This is a genomic window from Paraburkholderia bannensis NBRC 103871 (genome assembly GCF_000685015.1).
GTDB classification, from domain to species: domain Bacteria; phylum Pseudomonadota; class Gammaproteobacteria; order Burkholderiales; family Burkholderiaceae; genus Paraburkholderia; species Paraburkholderia bannensis.
Map to the genome: position 1 here is coordinate 198,558 of NZ_BAYA01000007.1, position 16,267 is coordinate 214,824.

At 59.4% G+C, this 16,267-nt stretch carries 16 protein-coding genes and 2 pseudogenes; 7 read left to right on the forward strand and 11 right to left on the reverse strand.

Annotated elements, in window-relative coordinates; translation table 11 throughout:
* Window positions 1-18: 18 nt before the first annotated feature.
* Entirely contained in the window at window positions 19-543 is a 525-nt protein-coding gene (locus tag BBA01S_RS14195; RefSeq protein WP_027817042.1) for a YMGG-like glycine zipper-containing protein, read from the forward strand.
* Window positions 544-762: 219 nt separating this feature from the next.
* Here BBA01S_RS14195 and BBA01S_RS41215 read toward each other — a convergent pair.
* Window positions 763-3,846 (reverse strand): annotated as a pseudogene (locus BBA01S_RS41215) (transglycosylase domain-containing protein); the annotation flags it as partial.
* A gap of 299 nt (window positions 3,847-4,145) precedes the next feature.
* On the opposite strand from BBA01S_RS41215, the gene BBA01S_RS14205 reads away from it, so the two are divergent.
* Window positions 4,146-4,478 carry a hypothetical protein gene (locus tag BBA01S_RS14205; protein WP_027817043.1) on the forward strand — a complete coding sequence of 111 codons (333 nt, stop codon included), beginning with the start codon at window positions 4,146-4,148 and terminating at the stop codon, window positions 4,476-4,478.
* A 299-nt stretch (window positions 4,479-4,777) separates the two neighbouring features.
* On the forward strand, window positions 4,778-4,990 hold the full coding sequence (locus tag BBA01S_RS41220; protein WP_042297186.1) for a hypothetical protein: 213 nt from the start codon (window positions 4,778-4,780) through the stop codon (window positions 4,988-4,990).
* Between the two features lie 121 nt (window positions 4,991-5,111).
* Here the strand turns inward: BBA01S_RS41220 and BBA01S_RS14215 are convergent, their stop codons facing one another.
* Complete coding sequence (locus tag BBA01S_RS14215) at window positions 5,112-5,513, reverse strand: type II toxin-antitoxin system HicB family antitoxin (protein ID WP_027817045.1); 402 nt, start codon at window positions 5,511-5,513, stop codon at window positions 5,112-5,114.
* Window positions 5,514-5,570: 57 nt separating this feature from the next.
* Window positions 5,571-5,891 (reverse strand): annotated as a pseudogene (locus BBA01S_RS41225) (winged helix-turn-helix domain-containing protein); the annotation flags it as partial.
* A gap of 490 nt (window positions 5,892-6,381) precedes the next feature.
* Here BBA01S_RS41225 and BBA01S_RS14235 point away from each other — a divergent pair.
* Genes BBA01S_RS14235 through BBA01S_RS41230 form a run of 3 tightly spaced genes read left to right on the forward strand, consistent with a single transcriptional unit; the run spans window position 6,382 to window position 8,483 of the window.
* Window positions 6,382-7,311 (forward strand): TIGR04255 family protein, encoded by a 930-nt coding sequence (locus tag BBA01S_RS14235; protein ID WP_027817047.1) that lies wholly within the window; start codon window positions 6,382-6,384, stop codon window positions 7,309-7,311.
* A gap of 2 nt (window positions 7,312-7,313) precedes the next feature.
* Complete coding sequence (locus BBA01S_RS14240) at window positions 7,314-7,868, forward strand: hypothetical protein (protein ID WP_156965944.1); 555 nt, start codon at window positions 7,314-7,316, stop codon at window positions 7,866-7,868.
* 3 nt (window positions 7,869-7,871) lie between these two features.
* The gene (locus tag BBA01S_RS41230; RefSeq protein WP_042297103.1) at window positions 7,872-8,483 is read left to right on the forward strand and encodes a hypothetical protein; all 612 of its coding nucleotides are present in this window, start codon (window positions 7,872-7,874) and stop codon (window positions 8,481-8,483) included.
* A 188-nt stretch (window positions 8,484-8,671) separates the two neighbouring features.
* Here BBA01S_RS41230 and BBA01S_RS14250 read toward each other — a convergent pair whose 3' ends face one another.
* Window positions 8,672-9,664 carry a LysR family transcriptional regulator gene (locus BBA01S_RS14250; RefSeq protein WP_027817050.1) on the reverse strand — a complete coding sequence of 331 codons (993 nt, stop codon included), beginning with the start codon at window positions 9,662-9,664 and terminating at the stop codon, window positions 8,672-8,674.
* 1,144 nt (window positions 9,665-10,808) lie between these two features.
* On the opposite strand from BBA01S_RS14250, the gene BBA01S_RS45860 reads away from it, so the two are divergent.
* Window positions 10,809-11,255, forward strand: coding sequence for an NUDIX hydrolase (locus tag BBA01S_RS45860; protein WP_084162151.1), 447 nt, complete (start codon window positions 10,809-10,811; stop codon window positions 11,253-11,255).
* 1,280 nt (window positions 11,256-12,535) lie between these two features.
* Here the strand turns inward: BBA01S_RS45860 and BBA01S_RS46810 are convergent.
* The 7 genes from BBA01S_RS46810 to BBA01S_RS14295 form a co-directional block, all read right to left on the reverse strand.
* The gene (locus tag BBA01S_RS46810; protein WP_156965945.1) at window positions 12,536-12,811 is read right to left on the reverse strand and encodes a hypothetical protein; all 276 of its coding nucleotides are present in this window, start codon (window positions 12,809-12,811) and stop codon (window positions 12,536-12,538) included.
* Between the two features lie 496 nt (window positions 12,812-13,307).
* Window positions 13,308-14,204 (reverse strand): hypothetical protein, encoded by an 897-nt coding sequence (locus tag BBA01S_RS14270; protein WP_027817053.1) that lies wholly within the window; start codon window positions 14,202-14,204, stop codon window positions 13,308-13,310.
* A gap of 78 nt (window positions 14,205-14,282) precedes the next feature.
* The gene (locus tag BBA01S_RS41235; protein ID WP_042297106.1) at window positions 14,283-14,834 is read right to left on the reverse strand and encodes a lysis system i-spanin subunit Rz; all 552 of its coding nucleotides are present in this window, start codon (window positions 14,832-14,834) and stop codon (window positions 14,283-14,285) included.
* Window positions 14,834-15,334, reverse strand: coding sequence for a lysozyme (locus BBA01S_RS14280; protein ID WP_027817055.1), 501 nt, complete (start codon window positions 15,332-15,334; stop codon window positions 14,834-14,836). Before BBA01S_RS14280 ends, BBA01S_RS41235 begins: the two co-directional genes overlap by 1 nt.
* Window positions 15,334-15,552, reverse strand: coding sequence for a DUF7940 domain-containing protein (locus tag BBA01S_RS14285; protein WP_027817056.1), 219 nt, complete (start codon window positions 15,550-15,552; stop codon window positions 15,334-15,336). The genes BBA01S_RS14280 and BBA01S_RS14285 overlap by 1 nt, the downstream gene beginning before the upstream one ends.
* On the reverse strand, window positions 15,549-15,878 hold the full coding sequence (locus tag BBA01S_RS14290; RefSeq protein ID WP_027817057.1) for a hypothetical protein: 330 nt from the start codon (window positions 15,876-15,878) through the stop codon (window positions 15,549-15,551). The genes BBA01S_RS14285 and BBA01S_RS14290 overlap by 4 nt, the downstream gene beginning before the upstream one ends.
* Before the next feature lie 61 nt (window positions 15,879-15,939).
* Window positions 15,940-16,254, reverse strand: a complete 315-nt coding sequence (locus BBA01S_RS14295; RefSeq protein WP_027817058.1) for a hypothetical protein — start codon at window positions 16,252-16,254, stop codon at window positions 15,940-15,942.
* Between the last annotated feature and the right edge of the window lie 13 nt (window positions 16,255-16,267).

The window sequence follows — 16,267 nt, forward strand, 5'->3', positions numbered from 1 at the left end:
GACGAGATCGAGCCGCACATGAAAACGACTTATTTCGCGCTGCTCGCCGCGGCGGGCCTCCTGAGCGCATGCGCCGTGGTGCCGACCGGGCCGAGCGTGATGGCCCTGCCGGGCACCGGCAAGAGCTACGACCAGTTCCGCAACGACGACTACAACTGCCGCCAGTTCGCCTTCCAGCAATCGGGCGGCGTGTCGACCAACCAGGCTGCCACCAACTCGGCAGTGGGCAGCGCCGTGGTGGGCACGGCGCTCGGCGCGGCAGCGGGCGCTGCGTTCGGCGGCGGCCAGGGTGCGGCCATCGGCGCGGGCGCAGGCCTGCTCGCCGGTAGCGCCGTCGGCATGGGCAACGCCCAGGGCTCGGCGTGGGACGTGCAGCGCAACTACGACAACGCGTACCTCCAGTGCATGTACGCCAACGGCAACCGCATTCCCGTCGCCGGCCGCATGCAGGCGCAGCCGTACCAGACCTACCAGCCGCAACAGCGCTATCTGCCGCCTCCGCCGCCGGGCTCGCCGCCCCCGCCGCCTGCTGGCGCATACTAATGAAAAGGCCTGAACCGCAATCGTGCGTTCAGGCCTTTTGCTTTAGCGGCGCTCAATCCGCCTGGAAGATCTTTACTTTCCCATCGACACCTTCGTCGATGCATCGGCATCCGAATAAAATCCGGGCATCGTGCTGCTCCAGCCAGGCGTCGTGGCGCGCGTGAGCTGCGTCCAGCTGACCTGCTGCGTCGCGCCCGTTTCGGTGTCGATCAGCGTGACTTGCGGTGCTTTGGCCGCCGTCTTCTGCTTGCCGCCCGGCGCGTTACTGTCCTCCAGCAGCGGCTGCAACACCGGCGCGAGCGACTTCAACAACTGAACCGAAAGCGCACTCGTGAAGGTGTAACGCGCCGCGTACGGCTCATGCACCCACGCAGTCAGCGTGCCATAGAAGCGATTGCCGATCACGAACACGAACGTCGCGCTGCGATTCACCTTGCGCGACTCGATCAGGCGCGCGCCCGGCGCGTAGACGTTGAAGCGCTGGTCGCCCGTCCCCGTCTTGCCGTAGACCGGCAGCATCTTGCCGTCAGGCATCGGCATGCCGTCGGCGAGACGCTTGGCCGTGCCGCCCTCCACCACCGAGCTCAGCAATTCGCGCGTCACCTTGGCGATCTGCGGCGAAATCAGCGGCTGCGGCGGCGTGGCTGCGTGCACGAAGCGCGTTTCGTACGGCGTGCCGCGCGCGAAATCGAGCGATTCGAAGCTGTGTGTCGGCAGCTTCTGGCCGTCGCTCGACACGAGGCCGATCAGGTAAGCAAGCGCCGCCGGACGGTCGCCCGACGCACCAATCGCCGCGCCATACGAAGGCGTGATGCTGTCGAACGGATAGCCCAGCGCACGCCAGGACTTGCCGATCTTGTCATAGGCCTGCAACTCGACCATGCGGCGAATGCGGCGATCCTGGGTCGCGTGATAGCGCGTCTTGAACAGCCATTTGTACGTGTAGAGGCGCACATCGCGGCTTTGCTGCTGAACCTGCGCAAGCGTCGCATCGGGATGTGCGCGCATGTAATTGAGCAGCCACAGTTCAAGCGGGTGAATGCCCGAGATATAGCCGCGATCGTTGAGGTTGAATTTGTCGATCGCGTACTTGTCGTAGTACTTCGCGAGATCTTCGTCGTCGAGCCACTGGAACTTGGTGTTCTTCAACTGCGCGCGCATCAGCGCGTTGAATTGCACGGGCTTGATGTCCGGATCCACGCTGCGCAGCACCGTCGCAATGCGCGCCGGGCCCTTGCGGGTGTGCTGCAGCAGCAGCGCCATTGCCTCGTCGTTGGTCTTGCCCTGATAGCGCGTGTAGAAGCGCTTCATATACACCTGGCTCTCGCCATCGACGAACTGCGTGAGATAACGGTTGCGCGTGGCCGGATCGTCGAGCCACGCCGAAGGCGGCCCGGACGTCTGGATCATTTCGTAGTGCACGATATCGCGCATGAGGCGCACGAACACGAGATTCACCGAGTGCTGGAAGGCGCGCTGCAGCGTGAGAATCTGTCCGTTGTCGCTCGACTCGAAGTTATTGAAGCTCTGCGCGCCGCCGCCGGTATAGAACGTTTCGCCCGGATTCGCGGAGTACTTGCGCTGAACGGCTTCTTCGAGCATCGCGTCGATCGACCGGTCATCGGTCTTCGACAGATAGTCGATCGCCCAGCGCGTGAGCGCGTCGCTCGGGTCAACCTGCGGCAGCATCGCGCGCAGCGTCTTCGCGTCTTCGTTTGCGTACTTGTCGTGCAGCGCGGTGACGATCTGCAAATACGTGATGATCGTGCGCAGCTTCGCCGTCGACCCCAGGTTCAGGCGCGCGCCCGAGTTGATGTCGAACGGCTGGTTCACGCTGTCGGTCTGCACACGCACGAGGTTTTCGCCGTTGCTGCGCTCGAACAGCGTGAAGCTATACGCGATCTTCGATGGATCGTCCGATGGACGCAGCATCTCGAAACCGACCAGCCCTGCTTCGCGCGCGCCGTCCTTGGTGGCGGCATCGGCGAGCCGGTCGCTCACGGCCTGCTGCACGGCATCGTCGAGCGTGGCCGTCGCCGTGAGGTCGAGGCGGTCGAGATCGTAGAGGGTCTTCAGGCCCAGCGCCTGCATCAGTTGCGTGCGCAGCGTCAGCACCGCCTTGCGATCGACATAAGAAGCCGGTGCGCGCTGCGCGGGCTTCGTGCGGTCGAGCGTCAACTGGGTCGCCAGCGCGGCATCGCGCAACGCCGGCGAAATCACGTGGTTGTTGCCGAGCAGACGCAGATAACTGTCGGTGAGTTTGGCGAGCGCTTCGTTGTTCTTTTGCAGGAAATACGAGGGCGCACGCTGCGCGATCAGCAACGAGAGCACCTGGCGGAACGCGAGCGCCTGCTCGTCGAGCGTCGCGCTCGACACCGGTTCGCGCAGGATACGGTTCACGTCGCGGAAATCGCGCCCGTACCAGGCCGCGAGACCGTCGCCAATGCCGCTCACTTCGCCGATCCCCGCCTTCGCCGAAAGCGGCACGGAGTTCAGGTAGTGCACCAGGATCTGCTGGCGCGCGGGCATCGTCTGCGGGCCGTCGAGATACGCGCGCACGGACGCCGATGCGATCTGGCGCAGCTTCTCGGGCGGCGTGGCGGTGCGCCCGCCCGCCGAGTGACGGAACTTCTCGATCTGCGTGGCCAGCGTGCTGCCGCCCGGCGTCTGCTGATGGCGGTTGACGATCCGCGCGCCCTGATCGACGAGCGCGCGGCTAAAACGGCCCCAGTCGATGGCGGGATTGCGGTTCGGTTGATCGGCGGCCAGCAGGTATTTGTCTTCGATGAAGAGCAGCGAGTCGCGCACGAGCGGCGGCACGGCGTCGAAGCTTTCATAGACGCGCTGCGGATAGCGCGTGTGGAACAGCGTCCCGCCGTTAGCGTCGCGCAGCACGATGCCAGCCTGGTCTTTTTCCTCGTAGGGCAGGAAAAGGCCTTCCTGGGCGAGCTGGATCATGCGTTCCGAGTCACGCGCCTGCGCCGCGATCGTGAAGCCGCGCTGCGTGAGCCGATCGGTGAACGACGGCAGCTGCGCATAACCGAGCCGCACGTCGTAAGGGCCGTTGGTGGTAGGGAACTGGACGTTGTGACTTGGCCCGCTTTCGACCGTAAAGCCGATGTCGCGCGTGAGCTCGGAGAGATAGCGCGCCTGGAGCCGTGAGGTATCGATCTCGATCTGGACGATGCGCGCCAATATGACTATGGCAGCCAGAAACGCGACGATGAAACCCCATTTGACCCACCGCCAGATCGAACCGGCACCGGTGGCGCGAACAGGAATACGGACCGACGGGCGGCTCATGGTTATTCTCCCTGACGTCGCGTCAGATCGCGGAGTACACCTCTGGAAGATAGTCTATCTCGCCTGGTGCGTTCGTGTGCGCCCGCGACGCGCGTCGAGTACAACAGTCGCATGCTCGCAACAGGCGTGCCCGCCTTATCCGGTTTGCATTCGCCTGTAAGCGCCATCTGTCAGCGCTTCGCCGCCCGATGCGGGTTTACAGCCGCGCCAATGTGGGCGACCCCACGCCGGCATGCGACGTGCTGCCGATATAATCTTCAGTCCCCCGGCCGCGCGGCGGCCAACGCATCAGGAGCAATATGAAGAAGCTAGTCGTGCCCCTTGCCTTTTCGCTCACCCTCGGCGCCTGCGCCTGGTTTCAAAGCAATCCGGATTCCGGCCAGCCCGTCATCGATTCCACGACCAACCGGTCGGTTCGCGACGTGATCTCCTGCCTGACCGTGGAAGCCACGCGGCATAACGCCAGCTTTGGCACGACGTCGCTGCCGCAAGGCGAAATGCTCGACTTCGGCGACTCGAACGTCATCAAGGTGCGCGCGGACAACGGCACCACCACCTATCGCTTCTACGCCGGCAAGCGTCACGCCTCGAACCTCTGGATCGAAGGCGCGAGCAAGACCTGCGCACCCTGACCGGGGCGTCATTTTGCTGGCGTTTCCCCATGCTGTTTGTCGCTTGTAATCAAGGCGTTGCGCCATGCGAAAGGTGCGGCGGCACAAGCCCGATTACATCGACTTACGCGTCGTAACGCCATGTAGTACGGCGACACATTTTCGCGAGCGGGTTTTAAGAATCGTTTAAGTCTTCGTCCGCATCATCGCGTCACCCAAAAGAAACGCAGCAGGAGGTGCCCGTGTACTGGACAGGTTCGAAGCAACCGGCAACAAAGACAGCAAGCAGCGAGCAGGCCGCCAAGCCGGCAAAGCGCACGATCCTGCGCCGCCTGCTGAGCCATCACGAACTGGCCACGCTGCTGGTGCTGCTGCACGCCCCCATCGACGCCCACGCGAAGCCGGAGATCTCGTCGCTCCAGGAAGCGGGTCTTGTCGAGCAGGTGCCCGGCGACGTCGTCGCGGGCGCCACGCAGATCCGCCTCACGCCGGAAGGCAACGCGGTGTTGCAGGGGCTGGGCCTCGCACGTTGATGGATTGATCGCGACGCGTGGAGCGCCCACGGTCGGCACGAATTGAAAAACGGCGGCACGCATTGGCGTGCCGCCGTTTTTTTATCGATTGCACCTCGCTTCGCTCTGCGGCGAATGCAGGTCAATCGTGTGCAAGCGCTTCCAGGGCGGCGCGCGCCAGGAACCCGCTTCTCGTTTCATGGCGCTGCGACACGTAGGCGTCGATCTTGTGCAGGACGAAACGAGGCAGGCTAATGTTGATCCTCTCCGGCTTGCTGTCCAGCTTCGTCAAGTCGACGTCGACCAATGCCCAGATGGCGCCAGCGTACTCATTCTTCGTGGCCAGTTTTTCAATCGGCGAACTCTTGAAACTGAGCACTTCACCGGGTTCGACCAACGTCATGACATGACCGGTGATCGCCTCTTTGGCGTTCCTGAGTGCATCGTCGATGGTGTCGCCCCAGGCGTGGACGCCCGGAATATCCGGAACGGTGACGCCGTAGACGCTCCCCTCGTCCTTATGGATCGCGATGGGGAATTCCATGTTTGACCTCGTCTTTCGCACTTCGACTGATTACGGGATGTATCCTGCGTTGCCCCCTCAAGCCGCCTTGCGCTCCAGCGGCGACTCATCCTCCAGGCGCAGCAGCCGGTAGCCGCTCTTATAAACCGGCTGCAAGCGAAAACCGTTGTGTTCCTCGATGTCGAGCAGCACGCGCAGGCGCGAAACGTGGCTGTCGATCGTGCGCGTGAGCGTGTGCAACTCACGGCCCCAGACCATCGCGTAGATATGGTCACGCGACAGCACGCGGCCCACGTTGGCGAAAAACAGCGAAGCCAGCCGATACTGCGTGCTAGACAGCTCGACGGCATTGCCGCGCACCGTGACGACCTGGCGGCGCATATCGAAGTGGTAGAGCCCTTATTTTTACGAATTACCCATATTAATCAAATGGTTACGATGGGAATTTCCGCTAAATTTGCATGCAAATACCTACATATGCGACTCAATAAAATCAGTCACTTACATAAGGGTTTTGAACAGCGGATTTTTCGAGGCGGCGCGCTGCCGAATGCGGTATGGGATTGCTTCAATCGCGAACTCGATGCCGAGCCCTGTTTGACCGACCCGCTGATAGAGCGCCAGCAGCCGTATTTGAGGGGCAATGGCCGCCGCTCGGCGGGAGATAAATCGACACGCTAGTCCGCGAGAGCCGGCGGCCTTGCTGAGCATCACGCCAACCCTACCAGGCATTGCCCACTGCAGGCTTCGCCTCTGCGGCGGTGGCGCTGAGCGCCATCATCCACGCCGCACGTAACGCTTAAACGCGGCGCCCCAAATCGGTGCGGCCGGCGCGTCGTAGGTCAAAATCATCACCGCGATCTTCTGAAAACATGGAATCGGCATTGAAATGGCCGTCAAATCGTCGTTTTTGCCAGCGAAAGGCGAGATAGAATATGACGCTGGACACTTCGTACAGCTTGGCCACAACACAAAAAAAATGGACCTGAACGCGCTCTACCCGGCAGGCGGGAATCACGCAATCCAGAACGTCGCATTCGTTCTGGAATGGCCATCGCTTCTCGGTCAGGAGGAGATAGCGTCACTACGCGAAGCTCATCATAACCACCTGCAATCGGCGTTTCCGGTCGTTGACACGCCGCAGGTGCTGACCTTTAATTTCCACCCAGGTAACGTAGCCACGCCCCCTTCCCCTCAATTTGGGGTCGGATTGATTATGTCGCGGAGCCGAGCAACTGCTACCGGCAGTGTTGTGTCGGCAAGTATTCAAATCAATCCTCAAAACTGCGTGGTTGTTGTCAACGACTACACTCGTTGGGCTCAGATCTGGACGGAAGTATCGGAATGGCTAGAAATCATCCTCCCACACGTTTTGACCGGAGCGCGGCCGTTAACTGCTGCAGCGCTTCAGTACACGGATGCATTTGAATGGCGAGGTGATCCAAAGGAATTCAGAGGGGACATCTTGTTTTCTGCGGATTCAACCTACATACCGAAAAACGCGTTGGCTTGCGATGGGCTTTGGCATTCTCACCATGGGTACTTCGCCGAAGTTGCACAGGATGCCGGTTACAAGCTGCTAGAGAACGTGAATGTAAACGTGAACGAAGACCCCGTGTCCCTAATGCGCTCGGTCGCGATCGTCACAAGCCACAAGGCCACGTTTGATGCCCCTGTATGGAAATCGGAGCAAGCGCTTGAGCTGATGGCGTCGGTAATGGCTGAACTGCATGACCGCAACAAGCAGATCTTGCGTGACATGCTCGCATCAGCAGTCCAAAAAAAGATTAAATTGTTTGCTGAACAAGAGGCTAACTGACCATGCTCTCCACAGCGACTGTGATCGTACTTGTTGGGCTTGCGCAAGCTGCTCCGCAAACGCAGTTGTCCGAATGGTCGTCGCCGGATGCTGTCGGCAGAATTGCGTCGCCCAGATCGCGCACTGAGATGAATATCTTTGCTTTAACTCAACAGAGTACTCATCAACAGGGCATTACTGAACTGCCGCCCAATGAAACGAAAATTGGATCCTTACGCTCTGAGATCAACGGGTACAGTTTTCTGGCAGACGGATGGGATGGGGAGGGCAGCAAGGCTCCGACCGCTGAAAGCGTAGCGGATGCCATCCAATTCACCATGCTGCTTCCCGCTGGCATTCCTGTTCCACGTTCGATGATCTCTTCTTCGGGCGAGATCGGGCTTTACTGGAATTCTGCGAAAGCATACGTCGACATCGCATTTGAAGACGATGCCCTGCTTTCGATCTACGCCCGAGATAAGGCAAACGGCGACAGTGAAAACTTCTTCGATGGATTGAAGTTGAACTCGCTCGATCGAGACTCGCTTACCCAGTACTTGTCCGTTCTGGTGGCATAAGCGATGGCAGAGCTGGATGCAGCAACGGATGAGAATCCGTGCCTCACTTTCTTTGAGGCAAACTCAGGAAACAATCAAAAGGTCAAGCTTTTACGAGAGCAGCCGAGACTGACGGCATTCGAAGGCTTGACCGCGTCTCGATTGTCACCGTGTATTGTTGGCGACGCCGAAGAGGTTCTACGACAAGTTTTCAGTCCGTTACATGTCGAGCAGGATACCGGTGCGCTGAAGCCGACGGCATTCGACGACGCCAGTGATAAAGGGTTATCTGTCGACCGCGTTGACCATCAAGTGGAGCACGCAAGTGTTCAAGCTGGTCATGCGCGTGCTGCAGTCGCAAACGCCAAAGAGGGCTCGACGCCACGAAAATTGCACGGCATCGCAAAACTCAAGGTGAGCGAGGTGCGTTCATTGTGTGATGGCGAGGCGCGTCACTTTGGCGTCTATGACACCGCGCTCGATGCTAACCGAGCGCACGCAGACATCTGCCAGTTGATCGCAGGAAAAAGCTCGGGGCGCAGGGCAAGGTCGAAGCTCGTTGAAATGGCTCAGCCGTTCGTGAATGTTGTCGTCGAGCCCGAAGCGCGCGACATCATCCCCACGGAAAGCGCCTAGACCGCTACCTCTCTGCTCGGCCTATGCCTTTGCTTTTGCTTGCCGCAGTGGTGCCGGGAAGGGTTCAGCGTGCATCCGCGAGGCAGGGAAGAGATTTAGGAAGCTGCGCGCTTCGTCCATCGACTTGCTCGCGAGCCAGCCTTCATTTCCAATCATCGGGGAAATCAATGCCCCGCTTCATACGAGGTTCAACGCTGCTTTGCTGCACGCCTTGCTTGACGTTTCGGCTCGGCAGACTTGGCGCCAGCGTAAAGCCGTTCGATGTCGCGCTGAAGTGCGATGGGCAGTTCCGCTCTAAGCAGCTCCACCCACGCGACGGTCTTCGCCTCAAGAAATTCTCTCGACGGGACGAGCACGTAGACATCGACATCCGGCGAGCGCCACTGTGGTAGCACACGCACGAGTTCACCACGCTCCAGTGCTTCCAGCGCCAGAAACCCTGGTAGCATCGCGATCCCCTGTCCAGCACGCGCCGCCTGTAACACAGCTTCGGGGTGATCGGCGCTCAATTGACCCGCGGGCTCGAACACGTGGGTCGTATTCCCATCGGTCAACTCCCAGTGCTGGGTGGCCGAAGGGTTGACGAGTCGCAGGCATGCGTGGCCGGACAGCGCTGCAACACACTGCGGGGATTCGTGCTTCTCCAGATACTCGGGCGCAGCACACAGCACGCTATAAACGGCACCCAGACGCTCTGCAGCCAAGTTCGAATCCGGCATGCGTCGCGCGAGATAAACGCTGACATCCAGGCCCTCGGCTAGCAGATCTGGTACATATTGCGAGGCACTGTACTCGACGGATACAGCCGGATTCAGCGCGCAGTAACGCGTGATGAGCGGCATCACGTAACGATCTCCGAAGCTCGTCATGCATAGCACACGAAGTCGGCCAGTGGCCTGGATACGCGCGCCGCTCGCTTCGCTTTCCGCGTCTGATACCAGTGCGAGGATCGTACGGCACTGGCTAACATAACGCTCTCCTGCACTGGTGAGCGTGAGCCGGCGCGTCGTCCGTTTGAGCAATTTGGTTTGCAGACGATTCTCAAGCTCCGTAACGACCCGCCGCACCTGTCCCATCGACAACGCCATGTGCTCTGCGGCACCAGTGAAGCTGCCCGCTTCCACGACCTGAACGAAGGCGTGCATAGCGTGCAACAATCCATAGTCGAGACTCTTGCGCATGGCGTAAAGGCGTTTCTGATCAACCAGTATTCTTGCATAGCGCTGCAATAATCGGTGATCTGAGCTTCGCGGACGCGCCTCGCGTATATCCGACCAGACCGGCCGGCGTCAGAATTCTTGCGTTCGTGCTAGCGCAATAGAATGATGAGTAAGGTCAGCAAGAGTGACTCGCAGACGCGCAGCTGAGTGCGGGCAACGGCTGACGCACTAAGCAGTTGGCATACCAGAGGAGTGAGCGTGGCCACTTCGAAACGACGAGTGCAGATCCTTTGCTACGGATCTCGCAACAGCATTGACATCTACCGCACGACGCTGACACGCTCATGACGCGCGAACAGCTGGTGCGGCTGCGCGATGCAATCAATCATGTGCTGGAAGTCCAATGAACCGCAGAAAATTCGGCTCAACTAGACAGTCGACTTAACGTCGAGGCACCAAGCAGCAGTCGACGAAATCCTGAGAAGCCGCGAGCGTCAAAAGGTAGACGAAAAGGGAAGCAGATGATATTTTTGCCTCGGGTTGCGTGCAAACGGCGCAACTTCGGAGTTTGATGGCCGCTATTCCGTAAGGTTAGCGGCCTCTTTGTTTCAGATTTCGAAATGCTCAATCGAAATCGATCGGTGCACGAGATGCGCAGCGCGTATCGCATGAATCGAACTACCGGTGAGTCCAGCGCGCCTGAAGGTCGAATGCCCCACTTCGCCTGCCAGAGAGAAAGTTTGCGCACGCTGGCATCTCCGCGGAGTTGTCTATCAACAAAGTCCATCGGCCGAACGTGCAACCTACCGGTGCTTATCGAGAAGCTCTCGCCCCGCAAAGACAACCACAAACACACCGACAAGCACGGCCCCAACCGCGAACGATTCATCTTGCCATCCGGGCGGAACCGACGAGGTCGCATAAAACCACATGCCCACGCCGATAGCCGTCAAGAGCAGGCCAAAGATGAGCCCCCAAATTGGGCCCGCCGTATCAGTCCGCCCCAGGTTGTGAGACATTTTCATAGCTATACTCTCTCGTCATGCACCGATATTTTTTGGTGGCTGCAGTCTGCGAACGCTGCCTTTGATTAGCCTTCAGGAAGGTTACGCGGATAAAAAGACGTCTTCAATGATTCAATTTTTCATCGAGGCTGCCGCGAGCCGTGCGATCGAACGGACAGACAACAAAGAAAGAGAGGGCAACCGTTTTATGTGTCCGGGACAACCGTATCCTGCTGGTTGCGAGGTTAAGGTCTCGATGGGCGCTTCCGGGTGGCCGAATCCGCCGTGGGGAAACGCCTCATGAAGCGGCGCTACGTGAGCTGCAAGAGGAAACGACCCTCATCGCGGCCGAACTTTCCTACATGCTTCAGTTCAGAGGATTCAACACGTTGCACCATGTATTCCTCGCCAATGTCGCGCACCACTCGATCGCCCAGCCTAGTAACGAGATTGTCCAATGCAAATGGTTTGCGCCAGTTAAAATCGCAACGCTCTCTACAAGTGTTCCGACCCGTGGAATCGTTGAACTACTCTGTGGCCACCTGGCCGCCGCAGATCAGACCGTTTTAGGGTGGGTGCCAAAGCAAACCAGAGGTATGCCCCCATGAACCACACTTACCACTACCAAGGATTCGACGTCAAAGTCGCCGTTGAGACGGATTTCAAGCGGAAGCTGGGACGTGCTGCCCCGGGCCAAGTGCGATACCTCGCGGTAGTGAAGATCTGCAAGGCTGGCGACGCAGTATCCGTGTTTACTCCGTTACGTTTTGGGGAGTCACAGGGTAAGCCTTTCCTATGCGAAGAGGATGCTCTAATGGGCGGTTATGGTGCGGGTCAGCGCATCATCGATGACCTACTCCGCTCGTAGCGTCCGTGTGCTCATGGACAGGAAGGTGTCGATTCCGTCGGCTTTCCAAACCCAGCACCACTTGCTTATACGGGGCGTTCATATACGTGCGGATGGCGGCTACCCTGGCACGCCAACATTGTCACTATGTAGTCTCGATGCGTTGCCGGGGCTAAACGGAAGTCACGTCACCCCTCAGCCTTAGGCTTCGGCCGTTTGCGACTGAGGGCCGGCGTAAGCCACCCTTTCTTGCCGCGAACCGGGAGGAAGATCGTTTCGTGGTTGTAGCCTGATCGCCGCTCGTATAGCCAATAGTGGCACGCTGCAACGTGCGAAGCAAAGTCAGTGCCTCGCGCTTTGAGAAGGCGAATCCAATTGACGACTACGTGTTCCGGAGGCTGCGCATCCGGACTTGTGCGAAGCTGCGCGGCGATAAAACCATCTACCTCAGACGGGTTACCGAGCAAGATAATGGGCGGAGAAGGCTCATGATCGTGGGCCATCGTTTTTGGTAAAGTTTCTGACCGAAAAGAATTCTATTCAGAGCACGCATCAAGATCAAGATAGCACATCGGTCGGTCGCGGACGGTTGACGCCTTTGCCCACAACACATATTTTGAGAGGTGGGTGCGCGTTCAGCAGGCGTAACCCATTTGCAGCCGCTGTCCTTTTTGGGCAGTGGCTTTTTTTCGCCTCTCCGTGTATGCAGGCTCTTTAGCGATCTGTGCAATTGCCCCTCACTCAGCGGCGCAGCGGAAGCCCAGGGAGAATGAAAAGCTGATGCGAACAAAGCAAATTGTTCCCATGGACGGCACGGGAATGTCGTGATAAATTTTCCGCCGATCACGCTTCCTCAATCAGCGTAATCGTGGTGTATTCGCGCTGCCGCTGCCTCTATAGAGACAGCGGCTTTTTTATATGGCGAAAAAGGGCGACTTGCTGCCAAGTGGGAATCTCACCGCGATCACCGTTCGCGCTCGATGGACGCTGACATGGAAAGCATCTGCGCCTGGCTGCCTGTCCTCACCTTCAAACCAATGATCACCGGTTAGTCAGCGAATGAATCAAATGACGGTCGGCGCGAACGCCGTTTTCGTCAATGGTGACCGTGGAATTTGAATGGACGAAATATTCCTTCGTGCTTCCGCCGTCCCGGATGCTGACTACGAAGCCACGGTCATCGTCGCGTCCCCAGGTATTGCTACCGCTCGGCTCGGCTGCTGGCGTCAAGGGAAACCAACCCGGGTCGCCGCTCCCCCAAGTAGAAACGGAGGCTTGAATCTGTCGGTCGAGTCGGTTAAGAATTATGATGCTCATTTTAGGCTCCCTGATATTAAGGTAATACGATTACCTTTCAATCGAATTACCGATCTTAGACCTCATCTCCAATACCCGATGAGGCAATCAGAGTGTAGTTGTGGCGAGATTTGGCAACACCTATCCAACCGATCAGATTGACAGCCGTAGGTCGCTAAAGGGGCTCCAGAAAAGCGACAGAATTCCATAGCTTAGTAAGCCTATGCGCTAAGAATAACTAGTCAATGGCGCCGCAAAATGATAAATTATTTGGCGGTCGCGCACCCCCCAGGCGCGACCGGTGCGTATTCGCGCTGCCGCTGCCTAAGTTTAGACAGCGGCTTTTTTTCGCATCTACTTCTTATATACCTGCGTAGCCGGATCGACGTGCCGATCGATTGCCATGCCGAGACGCATAGTGGAGCGGGCGCAGTGTGAAATGCCAGAGCACTGCAGACTGCAATTCTTAGCTCAATACCGACAGCACGAACCGGCGTCGCTGCAGTTGGCTTTGTTGTCAGGACAACTGTCTTTGCTGAGCACGGGACGTCGCTGACACCGTGGGTGGTGTGGATACCGGAGTTGCGTCGCTCGCCGCACTTGCGCCATTCGACTCCTTGTAGATAGCCGCGATGTCCTTCGCGACGGAATCGAGCAATGCATTTTGCAGATAGGCGTCCGGCGAGCGGCAGTCAGCTCCATAGTGCGAAAGATCGGTTCCGACGTCCGGAATCGGCTTTCCATTCGTGTCAAAGCCAAAGCCATCAGGCACTGCGCCAGCAAAGTGCAGCGGGGCGCCGTTCCCGAATGCCTCATAAAGTGCCCACTGCAACCCGGAGGCCGCCGAGTATTGCGTATCACACGTCTGTATTGGCGCGACGACTAGAACATACTTGCCCGCCACGGCAGCCCACTGCGCGAAGACCAATAGGTCTGCCGCAAACTGTTTCATCGCCGCTTCCTGCGCCGGGTCAGTGGACGGCGTCACCATGTCGTCAAGCTGAAAATTGACGACGATCATCTCGCTGGGATCGGTCTTAAACTGATCAGGCGTCGGCGACTTGCCGTTGTACTCGGTAGTTACGATCTGGTGTAGCGCCGTGCCGTCGATCACCTGTGTCGTGATGCTCGCCGGCACGCCGCGCGCCGCGAGTGCGTCAGTCAGCGATTTCGCGGTAGTCTGCGCGTCCGATGCGGCGTTCGGCGCATCGGCGGCCACCGCGGCAGAGATCAGGCTGAATTGCGCATGCGCCACCGCGGTCGACGAGGCCGACACAATCGGCTTGCCGTACATCGAGATCTTCAGCAACTTCGCAGCAGGTTGCGCGCTGCTGCTGCCACTATCCCCGCCTCCACCACCGCACGCGGCCAGCCCAAGCGCAAAGAAACAGACGGCCAAAAGCATCTTTTTCATTCTTGTTCCCCGGATCTAAGTTTTGTTGGGGCGGCCCTCTCAAACCGCCCCAAAAGTTTACACGTGTTTACGATCAGCCTACGAACAACCTGGCGTCTTCGGGCGCACCGCGCAGACGTATGCCTGCAGCGCCTTTACCTTATCGATTTCGTGCTGGTCGTCTCCAGCGACCCCGAAAACGCGCTCTGCAACCGCTGGGTCGAGGTCTGCGACGGCGGCGCTGCCATTGCCCAAGCCGGCGGCGCCGGGAGATCCAGCGGCGGCGTCGCTACCGGTTGCAGCACAGTTGCGCACTGCGACGCGCACGCGCTCAGTGCCAGCAGCGAGAGCACTGCGATAGTTGCGGTTATCAGTCTCATGTGCGTCCTTCTCCTGCGTGATTGCGGCATCCGCCGCGGCGACCGCCGAAGCGGCCAAGTTGTGCGCGTCGATCGCGCGTTGCTCGCCGTTGAGCGCCGCGCGCGAGACGTTGAGCATGTCGTTCGCGGCCTTCTCGTTGTCCTGCGCGTGCGCCGCCTGCTCGGCTGCGAGTTGGTGCCCAGCGATCATGTGCTCTGCGCCGAAGCCGATCGATGCGCCGATCAGCGCAGCAAGCACGTACGGCCACGTCAATTTCAGGAATGCCAGCATCAAAGCCCCCTCTCACAAATCGCGCGCTCATCGGCGCGCCGTTTCACCAGTCCGGGCAGCACCTTCCCGCGCGACGTCACCCACTGCGCGCGGCCCGCGTCCGACTCGTTCATTGACCGACATGCGCCGCGCCAGTCGCCGGCATTGAAGCGGCGCGCCGTCGAGCTGGCGCAGTACGCGCTGCCGCCGATGTTGTAGGCAAAGCTGACCGCCGCCGCGAGCTGGTATGTGTGACCAGCTAGAGACGGCGTGCATTTCAGCACTGGCTCTGCGTGCGCGATCAGCTGAGACTCGAGCGATTCGCGGCATTCGGCCTCGCTGTATTGCTTACCGACGACGACGTTGTGCGTATCGCCCATGCACTTCGTCGGAATGCCGACGGGATCAAGGTATCCGCGCGTCACGACGCCCTCGAATTTCGGCACCACGGACATCAGGATTGCTGCCGCCCCTGCGCCAACGACGGCCGCGAGGCTTTTCTTTCCGACTCGATTTGCCATCAATCCTCCAAGGACGGCTGATGCAGATAGGCCAGCGCTAGGCCAACGGCGCTGATCACACACGGAACCGACAGCGCGACCCAAGTCGGCAGTCGATCGACCCATGCGTCGGGCAGCGCCGACCAGACGCCACCAACGAACGAGACGGCCATCGACAGGAAAAGCGCGCGCACCGAGTTGCGCCGGTGCGCCTTGCGCCAGTACGAAACAGGTTTCAAGCGATCACCTTCGATTTGAAGTACTGCCAGACTGCAATGCCGATCAGCGCAAGCAGCGCCCACAGCCCCTTCTTCGCGAGTTCCGCTCGCAGGTCGTTGTAGAACTTCGTGCGCGCCTCAGCCCGCTCGATCAGCGTCTCGTGGTAGCGACGATGACCGTCCGGATCGCCACCAGGAAACGCCTTATGCAAGTCGTCGACGCGACGTATCACTTCGTCCACTTTTCTTTCCGTGACCTCCAGCGACGTCACGTTCTCGCTATGCCGCTGCGCGATGTCCTTCCGCAATCCGTCGATTGCTTGCACGATCTGCGTGTGGCCTTCCATCCATCCCCCGGAAATAAAAAAGCCGCCTCAAGGGCGGCGTTGCATTCTGTAGTGCGACCGTTTAAGCAACGATCGTCGCTCCGGCGAATGTGTAGCGCGTCGGATTGCGCGACGCTGCATCGTCGCTCGACGGAGCGGCCACGAGCTGCGCATCGGCGAACGCAAAGGCATCCACGCCAGCGGCGGGGAGCGCCGCTATCATGATCTGCTGCTGGTACATCGGCGACTTGCCCGCAGCGCGCGCATCTGCGCTTAGGAACGATTGGACAGTTACAGACGTCGCCTTCGAAATTGCGTCGAGCGTGACCATCGTAGCAACGTGATAGCTTGCGATTGCACCAGTGGCGGGCGTTTCGTAATCCTTTTGAATTGCCATGCATCCTGCTCCA

Excerpts from the sequence above, each read along its gene's own strand:
- BBA01S_RS41235 (WP_042297106.1), bottom strand. The coding sequence starts at position 14,834 with ATGCTGGCATTCCTGAAATTGACGTGGCCGTACGTGCTTGCTGCGCTG.
- BBA01S_RS41230 (WP_042297103.1), top strand. The coding sequence starts at position 7,872 with ATGGCAGAGCTGGATGCAGCAACGGATGAGAATCCGTGCCTCACTTTC.
- BBA01S_RS14215 (WP_027817045.1), bottom strand. The coding sequence starts at position 5,513 with ATGGAATTCCCCATCGCGATCCATAAGGACGAGGGGAGCGTCTACGGC.
- BBA01S_RS14295 (WP_027817058.1), bottom strand. The coding sequence starts at position 16,254 with ATGGCAATTCAAAAGGATTACGAAACGCCCGCCACTGGTGCAATCGCA.
- BBA01S_RS14250 (WP_027817050.1), bottom strand. The coding sequence starts at position 9,664 with ATGCGCAAGAGTCTCGACTATGGATTGTTGCACGCTATGCACGCCTTC.
- BBA01S_RS14205 (WP_027817043.1), top strand. The coding sequence starts at position 4,146 with ATGAAGAAGCTAGTCGTGCCCCTTGCCTTTTCGCTCACCCTCGGCGCC.
- BBA01S_RS14240 (WP_156965944.1), top strand. The coding sequence starts at position 7,314 with ATGCTCTCCACAGCGACTGTGATCGTACTTGTTGGGCTTGCGCAAGCT.
- BBA01S_RS14290 (WP_027817057.1), bottom strand. The coding sequence starts at position 15,878 with ATGGAAGGCCACACGCAGATCGTGCAAGCAATCGACGGATTGCGGAAG.
- BBA01S_RS14195 (WP_027817042.1), top strand. The coding sequence starts at position 19 with ATGAAAACGACTTATTTCGCGCTGCTCGCCGCGGCGGGCCTCCTGAGC.
- BBA01S_RS14235 (WP_027817047.1), top strand. The coding sequence starts at position 6,382 with ATGGCCGTCAAATCGTCGTTTTTGCCAGCGAAAGGCGAGATAGAATAT.
- BBA01S_RS46810 (WP_156965945.1), bottom strand. The coding sequence starts at position 12,811 with ATGAGCATCATAATTCTTAACCGACTCGACCGACAGATTCAAGCCTCC.
- BBA01S_RS14270 (WP_027817053.1), bottom strand. The coding sequence starts at position 14,204 with ATGAAAAAGATGCTTTTGGCCGTCTGTTTCTTTGCGCTTGGGCTGGCC.
- BBA01S_RS14280 (WP_027817055.1), bottom strand. The coding sequence starts at position 15,334 with ATGGCAAATCGAGTCGGAAAGAAAAGCCTCGCGGCCGTCGTTGGCGCA.